Below are 13,635 nucleotides of genomic sequence, written 5' to 3'. Positions count from 1 at the left end.
ATACTAATACCGATAATAATAAAGAAGACGTTCCTTGAGCGGTTCAATAATTACGGAAGATAAGCTCGCACAGCGGCAAATTCCAAAACTAAAATCACTATTGAAAAAGTATCGTCAAGTTAAGACGATGCAAGCTAGTTTGCTGCAGCTCTCGGAGCTTGCGAGCACAGTAACCGATCTCAATGATTTTTATGCTTCTCTCGTCCATATTATCGATTCGCTATTAACTACCAATAGTGTACATATCGCGTTAGCCAACCCAGAAAAAAATTTAGAAATTGTTTATTGCCATAATCCTGTTGAAGACAGGTTAGCTCAACGAGTTGAGTTTAAAGATTGGCGTAAAGGTTTAACGGGTTTAGTTTTTTTAGACAAAGCTCCTCTGCATTGCAGTGCTGCCGAGCGAATGGCGCTAGCTAAAGCTGGTAAAATAGTATTATACGGTTCGTCATTTGTTGATTGGTTAGGTGTACCACTTAGACGGGGCAATCAAGTTATCGGTGTTATTGCTCTTCAAAGTTACGATCATAACCTATATTTTGATGACCGGGACTGCCAATTGCTTGAATTTATTGCTGAACATATAGTAACGGCAATAGATCGAGTAAAAAGTCGCGCTATGCTCGAACAATGTATTGAGCAAAGGACACGTAAATTAACGGATGCAAATCGTCGTTTGCAAATGGAAATTTCAGAGCGGCAAAAAGCTGAAAATATGCATCAGGTGTTGCTGGAAGTTTCGGCCGTTGTCGCTTCTACTAAAGAGTTATCCGAAGTTTTTTCAAAAGTTCATCAACAAATAGCTCGCTTGATTACTAGTCAAAGTTTTTATATTGCGACTAAAGTTAGCGGCTCTAAAGAATTATCATTTCCTTATTATCAAGACGAGGTGGTGGTTGATATTGATGCGAGTAAGAGAACGGAGATATTCGTTGAACTGGCATTAAAGGCTGCTAAGCCTGTGCTGATATCACAAGGGCAAATGATTACGCTAAATCATGATGGCACTAAAGAGCGCATGCCTTATCTATTGAATTTTGATAAGAAGAATCAACCACAAACCTGGTTGGCAGCCCCTTTAATGGAAAATAATCAAGCAATCGGGGTCATAGCGACACAGCATTATTTTAGTGATGATGTATTTGAAGAGAAACATCTCGAACTATTTAGGTTTGTAGCACAGCAAGTTGCTAGTGCAATCGTGAGAGAAAGAGACTTAAGTGTTGTAGAGCAGAGTAAAGAATCGCTAGAACTGATCGTCAATGAACGTACTGAGGCGCTGCAAGCCACTAACCTCAATTTACGAATGCAGATTGAAGAGCGCCGAAAAGCTGAGTCTCGCTTATATTATGAAGCACATCATGATGCACTAACAAAGTTGCCTAACCGCGCTATGTTCACCGACCGATTAACCCATGCTTTACGGCACATGAAAAGGCACCCAGAGCGCAGTTTTGCTGTGTTGTTTATTGATCTTGACCGTTTTAAAGTGATTAATGACACACTAGGGCATCATACCGGTGATAAGTTCTTAATTGAAATTGCATCACGACTAACTGACTGTGTACGGGATAATGATGTACTGGCTAGATTAGGTGGAGATGAGTTTGTTATTTTACTCGATTCACCAAGTTGTATTGATGATGTTGAAGAAGTGGCTGATCGTATCATTACAGCGATTGAACAACCTTTTGAAATTGATGGCAATAGCTTATATTCCAATGCCAGTATTGGTATAGCGCAATGCGCTGCAAGTTATCAAGAAGCCAGTGAAATATTACGTGATGCCGATGCAGCAATGTATCAAGCGAAAAGCTTAGGTCGTGGTCGATATGTGTTCTTTGATGACAGTATGCGAGAGCAATTATTAGCTAGCATGACATTGGAGCAAGAGCTTCGCGTCGCAATAAAAGAAGGTCAATTCGAACTTCATTATCAACAAATTTCGGACCTTGCTCAAAGTCATACCATAGGTTTTGAAGCTCTACTTAGATGGCAGCATCCTAGTAAAGGTTTATTAACGCCGAGCGAATTTCTTTTCATGGCAGAAGAAACCGGTATGATCTTGGATATTGAGCACTGGATTATTCAAGAAGTTGGCATGCAGTTAAAGCTATGGCAGCTTGAACAAGAATATCAAAACGCCTTAATTGGTATAAATTTATCAGGTCGCTATTTAACTCAACCTAACCAATTAAAAGAATTATTAACACACATCAGTAATAATCATATTGAACCTCAACGGCTTATTATAGAATTTAGTGAGTCAGCGATTAGCCAACAACCCGATTTAGCCTTAGCAAGTTTGAAAAAACTGCGTAAGATTGGAGTGAAGTTGGCTTTAGATGATTATGGCGCGAGTTCTTCTTCATTTAATTATATTCATAATTACCCATTTGAATTTATTAAACTTGATCGATCTCTGACTCGAAGTTTAGGTGCAAACGAAAAACATTTAGCACTTGTGACAGCGCTTCAAGCATTGGGAAATCAATTTGGTTATAGACTGGTCGCTGAAGGGATAGAATCTGAAGAAGTGTTAGAAAAGCTTAAACAGGCCGGCTGTGACTTCGGGCAGGGTTATCATATAGCAAAACCAGCCAGACTAATTTCAACAGAACAAGAAAGTGACGATAAATCCTGCGCTTAGTTAGTGCTTGGCACATAACATTTACCGTTAATCGTTCTTATAAAAATAACCTTCAACTCGAAATGCAATACCGGGTGTCGTAGTGTAATTTTCATTTTCAGGCCATTCTAAGAAAGGTTCTACTTCAAAGAACAACCAACGTTTGTAAGCATTGAAACGGTAGCGATAACTTAGCGTATATTTGTCTATGATAAAGCCTTCTTTGCCATTACGTTCCCCTTGTACCACTAACCCTAGCGCACCTGCTTTATACAGAGAAAATTGGTGTAGATGATATAAGCCGTGTTTCCACCGAATACCACTAAATGATTCTGAACCACGTATTGAATAGTTGAATCGAATTTGGTCCCGCAATGTAGATTGATAATCATATTCCAATAGCAATCTTGCTCCGACGCCATCATCTACATAATAGTAAATAGCAGGCTCGAATTTGAGACCATGAGTTTTTTGCCATGAAAGACGTTTTTTGTATCGAGCGCGGAGAAATATGTCGCCTGAGGAGATGCCTAGTCTAGTATCCGTTAACTCATTGTCACCGCTATGGTGTACAAAGCGAACTGCAGCCGCGAAGGAGTCTTCGTTAATTTGAGGTTTAGTATTAACTGTCTCTAAAGGTAAGTTGTCAATATCGTCTTCTTCATCGTCTGACAAGATTAAATCTAGTTTGTCTTTAAAGTGCGGTAGCTTTAAACGCACTCTAAATTTATTATCGTATTCTGCCCAATCTCGAGCTTTAGGTTCCCATCCTATTCTTATTCTGGCATTAACATAAGGACGCTCTTGCTCTGTGTCGTCTTCTGTGAAAAAACCGTCAAACCAATAGGCTGAGCGGAAAACAGTATTACTGACTTTGCTATGTAAGCTTTCAATCCAATCTATTTCTGCTTGAGTGACACTACCTTTAATTGTGAATTTTTCAATTTCCTCGGTTTGTTGTTCTTCTAAGTTTTGTGCTGTCGATTCATCCTGAGCTAATGCAATATTAGCACTACTGATAAGCAATAATGTGCAACAAAGTATGTAAATAGTATGTGCGTTATAGCCTGTCTTTATCATCAAACAACTTCTAAACTTGATCTAACTAAACAAATATCGGAAAAGTCACGATAAATTAATGAATTGAAAAATGCTTTTTAAGCATACATGAGTATAATAGGATGAGCTTGTTTTTCATATTCAGTATTAAATTTTAAACTACTGAATAACACCCACCAAGGTGTAATCAATATTTTTAGGAGACTTATATGGGCGGTATTAGTATTTGGCAGTTACTTATTATTGCAGTAATTGTAGTGTTATTGTTCGGAACCAAAAAGTTACGTGGTATGGGCTCAGATTTAGGTTCTGCAGTTAAAGGCTTCAAAAAGGCAATTTCAGAAGAAGACGAAGCAGCAAAGAAAACTGAAACTATAGCCGACAATAGCGATACTGAGCAGACAGTAGCTAAGAAAGAACAAGAAAAAGACCACGCTTAATTTATGTTCGATATTGGTTTTTGGGAGTTAATGGTCATTGCTGTTATAGGTCTACTAGTTTTAGGCCCCGAACGGCTGCCTGTCGCTATTCGTACTCTTCGAGGTTGGATGAGCAATGTTAGGCAATTTAGTCAATCAGTTAAAACTGAACTAAGTGAAGAACTCCGGATTAAAGAGCTGCATGATAATTTAAAAAAAGCGGAACAAAGTGATTTTAAAAATATGTCGCCTGAAGTGGAAGCATCTTTGAAGTCACTTAAAGAAGCGGCGGAAATGGTAACTCGACCTTACGAAAACACGAATAAGCCGTCTGAGCCATCTAATCAATCACAAGAGAAAAAATCGGCTAATGACCAACAGCCAAGCTAATTACACCCTATTTGACCACCTGATAGAACTTCGAACTAGACTATTACGCGCTATTTTTAGCGTGCTAATTGTCTTTTGTTGTTTAGTATATTTTGCCCAAGATATTTATCAGTATTTGGCAGAGCCTTTACTGGCGACTATGCCTGAAGGCACACAAATGATTGCAACTGATGTTGCATCACCTTTCTTTGCGCCTTTTAAACTAACGATTGTAATATCAATTTTTATTGCGATGCCGTTAATATTATTCCAAATATGGGGCTTTATTGCACCAGGCTTATATAGCAATGAAAAACGTTTAGTGGCGCCACTCATGTTTGGCAGCACGATATTATTTTACGGCGGTATTAGTTTTGCTTATTTTGTCGTTTTTCCATTGGCGTTCTCATTTTTCACATCAGTAGCACCGGAAGGTGTGACGATAGCAACTGACATTAGTAGTTACTTAGATTTTGTCCTGAAATTATTTTTTGCGTTCGGCGCAGCTTTTGAAATACCTATTGCGATCATGCTGATGTGTTGGACTGGCATGTCAACGACAGAGAGCTTGAAGAAAAAACGTCCTTATATTGTTGTCGGGGCCTTTATCATCGGTATGTTGTTAACGCCGCCAGATATTATCTCGCAAACGTTATTAGCTATTCCCATGCTACTACTATTTGAATTAGGATTGATACTTGCGTCCTTTTATCAGAAAAAAGAAGATGCGGAAGCATCAGAGGAAAATTCGTGAAGAAAATAGCATTACTTTTTGCCGTTGTATCTGGCACTGCATTTGCGCAAGTTGATATTCAGCAACAGATGATTGCATGTAAAAGTGAATCTGACAGCCTTAAACGATTGGTTTGTTATGATCAAATAACTGAATTATTAGTAGCAAAAACTGACTTTACTAAAACTTCCACTGCTGAAGTTAACGTAGTAAACGAAGCTGCAGTTAAGCCTATTGCTGCTGTAAGCGCGGTAAAAGCTGATGAGACTAACCCAACTAAGTTAGCAGAGAAGCCTCAAGCTAATAGTGCAAGGGCGGAAGCTATTTTTGGTCAAGAACAAAAGCAACGCGATGATATTGTTGATGAAGTGCACTTTGTTATTAAGTCTGCAAAACTTTCACTACGAAAAAAATGGCAATTTGTTTTTGAAAATGGTCAACGATGGGAGCAGAAAGATACTGATCGATTTGCAAAATTCGAGGCAGGACAAGAGGTTATTATCAAACGTGGTATCATGAATGCTTTCTATCTTAAAAAGCAAGATGCAAACCGAACCATCCGAGTTAAACGTACTAAGTAATTGAAGTGATTGATATTGGCGTTAATCTGACCAGTGCTCGATTTGACAAAGATCGAGCACAAGTGTTGGAAGATTCATTAGCGCAGGGAGTTACGCAGTTATTAATTACAGGTACTAGCGTAGAAGAGAGCCAACAAGCGCTGCAGCTTACTCACTCACAACCTGAAATTTTATTTTCTACTGCTGGCGTACACCCTCACTATGCCGATCAAGTTAGCGCAGACTATTTGTCACAAATTACCCGCTTAGCAAATCACCAACAAGTTAAAGCGATCGGTGAATGCGGCTTAGACTTTAATCGAAACTTTTCAACGCCAGAAAACCAGATTCGTGTATTTAACGAACAAGTCGAGCTTGCAGCTAAGTTAGCAATGCCATTGTTTCTTCATCAAAGGGATGCTTTTGATGCCTGGATTAAAATATTAGCGCCGTACCTAACAAAAGTGCCGGCGATGGTTTCTCATTGTTTTACGGGTAATAAAAGCGAATTACTGCGTTGTGTTGATGCAGGAATGTATATTGGTATCACGGGGTGGGTATGTGATGAAAGACGAGGTGCAGAGCTGCAAGAGGCCGTAAAGTATTTACCACTTGATCGATTAATGATTGAAACTGACGCTCCTTATTTAACGCCTCGAACGATAAGACCACGCCCTAAAAGTAGCCGTAATGAGCCTAAATATTTACCATATGTGGTACAAGCAATTGCAGAGATTAAACAAATAACAGAACAAGAAGTTATTGAAACAAGTACTAACAATGCAAAGCGAGTATTTAATTTATGACGAATGTTCGAATTATGTATATGATTTTGCTGATAGGTTTAGCTTTGGTACTAAGCAATGTAAACCTAACGTATGCTGCTGAACAGGAACAATTAAAACCATTACAACTGCAAACTGTTCACTTTACACACAATGAGAATATTGCGCAGCTGACGCCAGAACAAATAGAAGCTCTCCCTGCGGCTGATTGGCAAAAAGTCAATGATACCTCTACAGGTATTAAAGTTCGTGAAGGTGTCAATTGGTATAAATTGGCCATTTATAATGTTAATTCTGCACCGTTAAGCAATCATTTAGTTTTAGGTAATCGTTTTGAAGTGGGTGAAGCTGAACTCTATGTAGAAAGTGTACGCTATAACATAGCGCCGATTTCCTTTTCTTTGTTAAATACAAATGACTGGTCAGGACATCTAATAACCGCCGCGAATAGTCAAGTTAACTTGTATTTAAAAGTCATTAGCGATACCGAAGAACGTTTACCTTTAAACATTTATGAGTCAACAACCTTCTTAACTAAGCATAGCGATAAGCAGTTTTATTTCGCCTTAACTATTGGTGGCGTGTTATTTGTTGGTTTTGTCTTTGCTCTATTATTTATAGCGGTTCACGACAAGTCATTAATATATCTTGCTGGTTATTTTGTATGTAGAGCAGCAATGTTGTCGGTTCTTTTAGGTAGCCACTTGTTTTACTTAATGCCAGATACTCCTGAGCTGCGAGGCTTTGAATTTCCTTGGTTGGTAGCAATAAGCTCTATTTTCTATCTGTTTTTTACTTCAAGGCTATTTAGTTTAGTAGATGTGTTACCTAAAGCAGAAAAAGTACTTAAATTAGGTGCTGTTTTAATTGCCGCTTATGCTCCGTTAAGCCTATTTTTACCTGTTGATTTGAATATTTTTATTAGCGGGATGATTATGATGGCGGTTATGGCCTTGCTGGCAGTTGTTGGCATAAAGCTGCATAGCCAAGGTCAGCGCTTAGCGTTTTTGTTCTTTATCGCGATGGCTATTCAATTAACGTTTACCATTGTGATATTGATAGGTGCATATTTAGAAGTCCCATTGTTGAGCGATCGTGAATCGCTGCATATTGCTTCCTTTACACTAAATACCTTATTAATCGTGTTTATTATTGCTCGCCAATACTTTTATTTACTGCAAGATAAACAACATGCACAACGAGAAGCATTGACTAATGCGATGGCAACTAAAAAAGCTAATGAAAAGTTATTGCAAGTACAAGCTGATAGTCAGGAAGACTTAGAGAATAGAGTTCAAGAGCGAACATTAGAATTGAATATTGCCTTGAATGAACTTGAAGAGTTGAATCGTGAACTGGAACAAAAAAACACAATAGATGAACTAACAGGCCTATATAACCGTCGTTTTTATGAACAACGTATCTTAGCGGAATATCGACGTAGTAAACGAAATTTAACCTCGCTTAGCATTGTTGTTATTGATATAGATTTCTTTAAGAAAGTTAATGACAATTATGGTCATTTGGCGGGAGATCAGTGCTTAAGTTGGTTATCACAGCATATTAAACAGAGTTTAAAACGCAGTACAGATGTTGGGTGCCGATATGGTGGTGAAGAGTTCTGTTTAATACTGCCTGATACAGAGCAAGAAGGTGCTATTGCACTAGCAGAAGACCTTAGAAAAGCAGTAGAAGCGTTCGACTTTATTTATCAAGAACAACATATTTCGTTAACGATAAGTTGCGGTATTGCTACTTATACACAGCAAGACAATATTGAACCTGAGCATATTTTCTGTGCTGCCGACAAAGCCCTTTATCAGGCTAAGCGCAGTGGCAGAAATCAGGTTCAATATCAAAACATTACTCAAGATCTATTAATTCAGGAGCATTCAAATGACTAATGCCTTTGGTCAGTACCCTGCACGCCGTATGCGCCGGATGCGCAAAGATGATTTCTCACGCCGTTTAATGGCAGAAAATCAATTAACTGTTAATGATTTAATTTACCCAGTGTTTGTTTTAGAAGGCGACAATCAGCGTGAAACTGTCGCTTCTATGCCCGGTGTAGAGCGTAAAAGTATTGACTTATTATTAGAAGAAGCACAAGAGTTGGTTGACCTAGGAGTACCAGCAGTTGCGTTGTTTCCAGTAACACCACAAGAGCAAAAGTCTCTGATGGCAGAAGAAGCTTATAATCCAGAAGGCTTGGCACAACGTGCGGTTAAGGCGCTTAAAGCTAAATTCCCTGAACTCGGTGTAATTACTGATGTGGCCCTTGATCCTTTCACAACTCATGGTCAAGACGGCATCATTGATGATGAAGGTTATGTGCTAAATGAAGTAACCAAAGACATATTAGTTAAACAGGCATTATCACATGCTGAAGCCGGCGCAGATGTTGTTGCACCTTCAGATATGATGGACGGTCGTATTGGTGCGATTAGACAAGCGCTAGAAGCGCATGGACATGTTAATACTCGAATTCTCGCTTATTCAGCTAAATATGCGTCAAATTACTATGGACCATTTAGAGATGCGGTTGGTTCAAGTGGCAACCTAAAAGGTGGTAATAAAAACACCTATCAAATGGATCCAGCTAATAGCGATGAGGCGCTTCATGAAATCGCACAAGACGTTGCGGAAGGCGCAGATATGGTAATGGTTAAACCTGGTATGCCATATTTAGATATTGTTCGCCGAGTTAAAGACAACTTCTCAGTACCTACATATGCATATCAAGTCAGCGGTGAGTATGCTATGCATATGGCTGCTATTCAGAATGGTTGGCTTGCGGAAAAACCATGTGTAATGGAAGGTTTGTTGGCGTTTAAACGTGCTGGTGCCGACGGTATTTTAACTTACTTTGCTAAGCAAGTCGCAAGGTGGCTTAAAGAAGACGCTCGTTAAGCGTGTGTTTGGCGACTTTAGGTGATTAAGCTCCATAGTGCGGTTTTACTTTTTGCATTAGCGGGCTTGTTTGCCAAATGGCTACCTTTATCGGCATATTGGCTAGTGCTGGGCCGCACTAGCTTTGCCGCGATAACCTTATTTGTTTTTTTGTTTGTTACGCAGCGAAACGCTTTAAAAATAGGCCGTTCAGATATACCAAGTATTATCTTTTCTGGAGTATTGTTACTGCTCCACTGGCTAACATTTTTCTATGCTATTCAATTATCAACCGTGGCTTTTGGTTTATTAGTTTTTGCCAGCTTTCCTATTTTTACGTTAATCATTTCAGCTATTACTGAGAAAACACTGCCAACTGTTACAGATTACCTACAAGCAATTGCTATGGTATTAGGTATTGGCTTACTGGTCTGGGATAGTGGCCTTGTCGCTAATTTAAACGCGCTTTTGATGGGGCTTAGTTCGGCATTAACTTTTGCATTATTACTTACCATAAATAAAGCTTTAGCAAGACAATATCGTTCAGCAACAATTGCCAGCTATCAAAATTTAGTTGCTTGTTTATTTGCTCTACCATTTATTGGTTTTGCTCAAGAGCCACTTCATCAAGTGTATGAGTATTTACCTGAATTGATCATGTTAGGGGTTGTATTTACTGCACTTGCGCATTCGTTGTTGACTAGTTCGTTACGGTTATTATCTACGTTTATGGTGAGTCTAGCGATATGTTTAGAGCCAGTTTACGGAACTGTCGCTGCGGTATTGTTACTTAACGAAACGTTGACCTTAGGCGTGATTTTAGGAGGAACGATTATTTTGTCGGTAAACTTCTATCATGCATTAACAAGCAATAACTAGCTTTAAATTTATACTAGCTAAGTGTTTATTTTCTTGAAGAAGCTCATCAGCAATTAGCGGATGTTGAGTTACCCATGTTGGTGATAGACATAACATAATAGCTTTACCTTCTATGTTAGTTTGATATTTTGGCAGCACATCGCCCTTTCTCCGACGACATAAAATAACGGCCAATCTAAATATCGCAAGTAATTTCGCGGCCGCACTGGCTTCCGTAATTGCTAGCTGCTGCAAAGAATCTGCATCAATATCGCCTTTATATTGCTTAATTAATGCGACCATTAATTGCCGTTCCGTCTGATCATAACCCGGTAAATCAGCATGTTGAATGATATAGGCACCGTGATGTTGGTGATATTTATAAGATAGCAGCAAGCCAACTTCGTGAAGTCTACAGGCACTAGCCAGCACTTGCTTTAGGTTGTCGTCATTCAGTTGCCACTTTTCTGCATAGCAATCATATAAATGCATAGCTTGTTGGGTAACCCTGTCTGCGTGTGCTTCGTCAATATGAAATCGCTCAACCAACGAGTTAATGGTGCGAGTACGAATGCTTAGCTTGCGCATATCGGGCAACATTTCATAAAGTAGCCCTTCGCGAATTGCACCACTAGAAAGTTGCAATGCAGATAAATCAAAGCTCTCAAATATTGCGATAAGAATTGCAAGGCCACTTGCTAAAACCGGCACTCTATCGCTAGGCAAACCATCAATATTGACTAATTTTATCTCACCAATGTTCATTAGTTGTGCTGCAATACTTTGCATAAAAGGTAATGTAATTATCGCGGGCTTATTCTGATAGACCAGAATTTCAGCCAATGCTTGCATGGTCCCGGAACCACCTAGTACAGTTTGCCAACCAAATGTACTGTAACTTTCTAAAAAGGGTAATAGTTGAGATTTGGCGTGAGCGACAGCGTCGTCAAATTGTTCAAGTGTAATGCGACCATCAGCAAAAAATTGTTGGTTGAATGTGACACAACCCATATTCAAACTAATGGCTTGATGAATTGAAAAGTGCTCGCCGACAATTATTTCAGTGCTGGCGCCACCTATATCTATGACTAAACGCTTTGCACTACAGCTACTGGTGTGGGCAACGCCTAAATATATACGTTCAGCTTCTTCAATACCTGACAGCAATGTTACAGGGCGCTTAAGCACTTGTTTTGCTTGGTCAAGGAATTCATTGGCATTGTTGGCAATACGCAATGTAGCGGTTGCAACTATTCGGATATTTTCAGGTGCAATATCTTGCAGTCGCTCAGCAAAAAAGCTTAAACATTCTAGGCCCCGCGACATCGCTTCATCTGATAAATTGTTGTTTTTATCTAACCCAGAGGCCAAGCGAACTTTTCGTTTTACTTTATCTACCGTTTGAACACCATCGGCCACCAGCCTTGTGATTAACATATGAAAGCTATTCGATCCTAAGTCGATAACTGCATAAAGCGGGCTGGTTTGAGTGGCGTTTGGCGTAGTCATAACCTGCTATCTGCGTCCTTGGCGGCCTCTATTTTGTCCACCATTATGTGGACGATGTCGGCGTTGACGCGGTTTTGGTTTAGGTAAATCTGTTAATAACGAGTCTGGATCGTATTTACTTACTGGCAATGCGTGATCAATATAGGTTTCAATTGCTGGTAAATTAAATACATAGTCTTCACATGCAAAACTAATGGCGTGCCCTGAAGCACCAGCTCGGCCAGTACGACCTATACGATGCACATAATCTTCAAAATCATCAGGTAAGTCGTAATTAAAAACATGCGTAACGGCTGGGATATGCAAGCCTCGAGCAGCAACATCGGTAGCCACTAAAATATCAAGCTGGCCTTTGGTGAACTGCTCAAGAATCTTTAAACGCTTCTTCTGCATAACGTCACCGGTCAGTAAACCAACGCGAATTTTATCTGCATCTAAGTGCGCGTGAATATTTTCACAACTGTGTTTAGTGTTAGCAAAAATAATGGCTTTATCAGGCCACTCTTCTTCAATTAGCGTTTGTAATAAAGCCATTTTGTCTTCATTAGAAGGATAAAAAAGTTCTTCACTAATACGGGTATTGGTTTTTTGCTCTGGCTCAACTTCTACACTAACGGGTTCATTCATATGTTCGAACGCTAGTTCTTTCACTCGAAATGATAATGTCGCGGAAAACAGCATATTAATTCGATCGGTAGCCGCAGGCATTTTGCGGAACATATAACGAATATCTTTAATAAAACCTAAATCGAACATGCGATCGGCTTCGTCAAGCACTACAGCTTCAATATTATTGAGCTGATAAACACCTTGCTTAAAGTAGTCAATTAGGCGGCCACAGGTACCAATTAAAATATCAACACCTTGTTCTAATTCTTGACGTTGAGATTCGTATCCTTCGCCCCCATATACAACACCAAGACGCAAGCCAGTACTTTTAGCCATTGCCTTTGCATCATTGTGGATTTGTATTGCTAATTCTCGTGTTGGCGCCATGATTAAGGCGCGCGGTTGATTGTGCCCTGGAGCAGGTTTTTGTAGCAAATGGTGAAAAGTAGCTGACAAAAAAGCGATAGTTTTACCTTCACCTGTTTGTGCTTGCCCAGCAATATCTTTACCTTCAAGTAATACAGGTAAAGATTTAGCTTGGATAGAAGTGCAGTATTGAAAGCCCATAGCTTCCAATCCGGTCACTACTTGCGGAGCAAGATTAAGGTCGGTGAATTTGGTTTTAGTTAAATGTGTTTTCATGCAGCAAGCTTAACAGGTTATCAAGTGTTAAAGAATGCTTGATGACTAAGAATTAACATAAATCTTGAGTTAACCAAGAGCAAAACAACTGATTTGGCACTTGGTATAATAAAAAACTCTATTGAATTGTTCGCATTCATTTATGAGACAGGTATACTCTTGCTCATAATAGCATGCAAGGCATCTACGAACGGAGAAAGAAATGAGCGATAAAATACTTCAGCTAACTGACGACAGCTTTGATGCTGATGTAATTAATGCATCAGGTTTAGTACTAGTTGATTTTTGGGCTGAATGGTGTGGTCCTTGTAAAATGATTGCCCCTTTACTTGATGATATTGCTGATGAATATCAAGGCCAAGTAACAGTTGGTAAATTAAATATTGACCAAAATGCGGGTACACCACCTAAATATGGTATTCGCGGTATTCCAACGTTGTTACTATTTAAAGATGGTAATGTGGCAGATACGAAAGTAGGTGCTTTATCTAAAACTCAATTAAAAGAGTTTATAGATAACAACTTATAATAAAAGAGCCCGGTTTAGCCGGGCTTTTTTATGTATAAACGCATA

General features: G+C 39.2%; 13 protein-coding genes. 10 read left to right on the top strand and 3 right to left on the bottom strand.

What is annotated here, in order from left to right:
- The first annotated feature begins 34 nt into the window (after positions 1 to 34).
- The gene (locus HII17_RS04130; RefSeq protein WP_169074023.1) at positions 35 to 2,650 is read left to right on the top strand and encodes a bifunctional diguanylate cyclase/phosphodiesterase; all 2,616 of its coding nucleotides are present in this window, start codon (positions 35 to 37) and stop codon (positions 2,648 to 2,650) included.
- Positions 2,651 to 2,677: 27 nt separating this feature from the next.
- On the opposite strand, the gene HII17_RS04125 is transcribed toward HII17_RS04130, so the two are convergent.
- On the bottom strand, positions 2,678 to 3,709 hold the full coding sequence (locus HII17_RS04125; RefSeq protein WP_169074022.1) for a hypothetical protein: 1,032 nt from the start codon (positions 3,707 to 3,709) through the stop codon (positions 2,678 to 2,680).
- A 188-nt stretch (positions 3,710 to 3,897) separates the two neighbouring features.
- Between HII17_RS04125 and tatA the strand changes: the two genes are divergently transcribed.
- Genes tatA through HII17_RS19300 form a run of 8 tightly spaced genes read left to right on the top strand, consistent with a single transcriptional unit; the run spans position 3,898 to position 10,322 of the window.
- On the top strand, positions 3,898 to 4,128 hold the full coding sequence (gene tatA / locus HII17_RS04120; RefSeq protein ID WP_169074021.1) for a Sec-independent protein translocase subunit TatA: 231 nt from the start codon (positions 3,898 to 3,900) through the stop codon (positions 4,126 to 4,128).
- A 3-nt stretch (positions 4,129 to 4,131) separates the two neighbouring features.
- Positions 4,132 to 4,497, top strand: a complete 366-nt coding sequence (tatB, locus tag HII17_RS04115; RefSeq protein ID WP_169074020.1) for a Sec-independent protein translocase protein TatB — start codon at positions 4,132 to 4,134, stop codon at positions 4,495 to 4,497.
- A complete protein-coding gene (gene tatC, locus HII17_RS04110; RefSeq protein ID WP_169074019.1) occupies positions 4,478 to 5,230 on the top strand; it encodes a twin-arginine translocase subunit TatC in 753 nt (250 codons plus the stop codon). The genes tatB and tatC overlap by 20 nt, the downstream gene beginning before the upstream one ends.
- Complete coding sequence (locus HII17_RS04105) at positions 5,227 to 5,790, top strand: hypothetical protein (protein WP_169074018.1); 564 nt, start codon at positions 5,227 to 5,229, stop codon at positions 5,788 to 5,790. The genes tatC and HII17_RS04105 overlap by 4 nt, the downstream gene beginning before the upstream one ends.
- 5 nt (positions 5,791 to 5,795) lie before the next feature.
- Positions 5,796 to 6,575, top strand: a complete 780-nt coding sequence (locus tag HII17_RS04100) for a TatD family hydrolase (protein ID WP_169074017.1) — start codon at positions 5,796 to 5,798, stop codon at positions 6,573 to 6,575.
- Positions 6,572 to 8,458, top strand: coding sequence for a GGDEF domain-containing protein (locus HII17_RS04095; RefSeq protein WP_169074016.1), 1,887 nt, complete (start codon positions 6,572 to 6,574; stop codon positions 8,456 to 8,458). Before HII17_RS04100 ends, HII17_RS04095 begins: the two co-directional genes overlap by 4 nt.
- On the top strand, positions 8,451 to 9,464 hold the full coding sequence (hemB, locus tag HII17_RS04090; RefSeq protein WP_169074015.1) for a porphobilinogen synthase: 1,014 nt from the start codon (positions 8,451 to 8,453) through the stop codon (positions 9,462 to 9,464). The genes HII17_RS04095 and hemB overlap by 8 nt, the downstream gene beginning before the upstream one ends.
- Before the next feature lie 21 nt (positions 9,465 to 9,485).
- Positions 9,486 to 10,322 carry a DMT family transporter gene (locus HII17_RS19300; RefSeq protein WP_169074014.1) on the top strand — a complete coding sequence of 279 codons (837 nt, stop codon included), beginning with the start codon at positions 9,486 to 9,488 and terminating at the stop codon, positions 10,320 to 10,322.
- Here HII17_RS19300 and HII17_RS04080 read toward each other — a convergent pair.
- Both HII17_RS04080 and rhlB read right to left on the bottom strand, forming a co-directional pair.
- Entirely contained in the window at positions 10,305 to 11,810 is a 1,506-nt protein-coding gene (locus tag HII17_RS04080) for a Ppx/GppA phosphatase family protein (RefSeq protein ID WP_169074013.1), read from the bottom strand. The genes HII17_RS19300 and HII17_RS04080 overlap by 18 nt on opposite strands.
- A gap of 6 nt (positions 11,811 to 11,816) precedes the next feature.
- Positions 11,817 to 13,061: an ATP-dependent RNA helicase RhlB gene (gene rhlB, locus HII17_RS04075; RefSeq protein ID WP_169074012.1), complete on the bottom strand. Its 1,245-nt coding sequence runs from the start codon at positions 13,059 to 13,061 to the stop codon at positions 11,817 to 11,819.
- Positions 13,062 to 13,263: 202 nt separating this feature from the next.
- Here rhlB and trxA point away from each other — a divergent pair, with 202 nt between their 5' ends.
- A complete protein-coding gene (trxA, locus tag HII17_RS04070) occupies positions 13,264 to 13,590 on the top strand; it encodes a thioredoxin TrxA (protein WP_169074011.1) in 327 nt (108 codons plus the stop codon).
- The last annotated feature ends 45 nt before the right edge of the window (positions 13,591 to 13,635 follow it).

The organism is Thalassotalea algicola (assembly GCF_012932965.1).
GTDB classification, from domain to species: domain Bacteria; phylum Pseudomonadota; class Gammaproteobacteria; order Enterobacterales; family Alteromonadaceae; genus Thalassotalea_F; species Thalassotalea_F algicola.
The sequence above is the reverse complement of the archived record's forward strand: the minus strand, read 5'-3'. Positions and strand labels throughout refer to the sequence as shown.

Excerpts from the sequence above, each read along its gene's own strand:
- rhlB (WP_169074012.1), bottom strand. The coding sequence starts at position 13,061 with ATGAAAACACATTTAACTAAAACCAAATTCACCGACCTTAATCTTGCT.
- tatA (WP_169074021.1), top strand. The coding sequence starts at position 3,898 with ATGGGCGGTATTAGTATTTGGCAGTTACTTATTATTGCAGTAATTGTA.
- tatC (WP_169074019.1), top strand. The coding sequence starts at position 4,478 with ATGACCAACAGCCAAGCTAATTACACCCTATTTGACCACCTGATAGAA.
- HII17_RS04080 (WP_169074013.1), bottom strand. The coding sequence starts at position 11,810 with ATGACTACGCCAAACGCCACTCAAACCAGCCCGCTTTATGCAGTTATC.
- HII17_RS04095 (WP_169074016.1), top strand. The coding sequence starts at position 6,572 with ATGACGAATGTTCGAATTATGTATATGATTTTGCTGATAGGTTTAGCT.
- trxA (WP_169074011.1), top strand. The coding sequence starts at position 13,264 with ATGAGCGATAAAATACTTCAGCTAACTGACGACAGCTTTGATGCTGAT.
- hemB (WP_169074015.1), top strand. The coding sequence starts at position 8,451 with ATGACTAATGCCTTTGGTCAGTACCCTGCACGCCGTATGCGCCGGATG.
- tatB (WP_169074020.1), top strand. The coding sequence starts at position 4,132 with ATGTTCGATATTGGTTTTTGGGAGTTAATGGTCATTGCTGTTATAGGT.
- HII17_RS04125 (WP_169074022.1), bottom strand. The coding sequence starts at position 3,709 with ATGATAAAGACAGGCTATAACGCACATACTATTTACATACTTTGTTGC.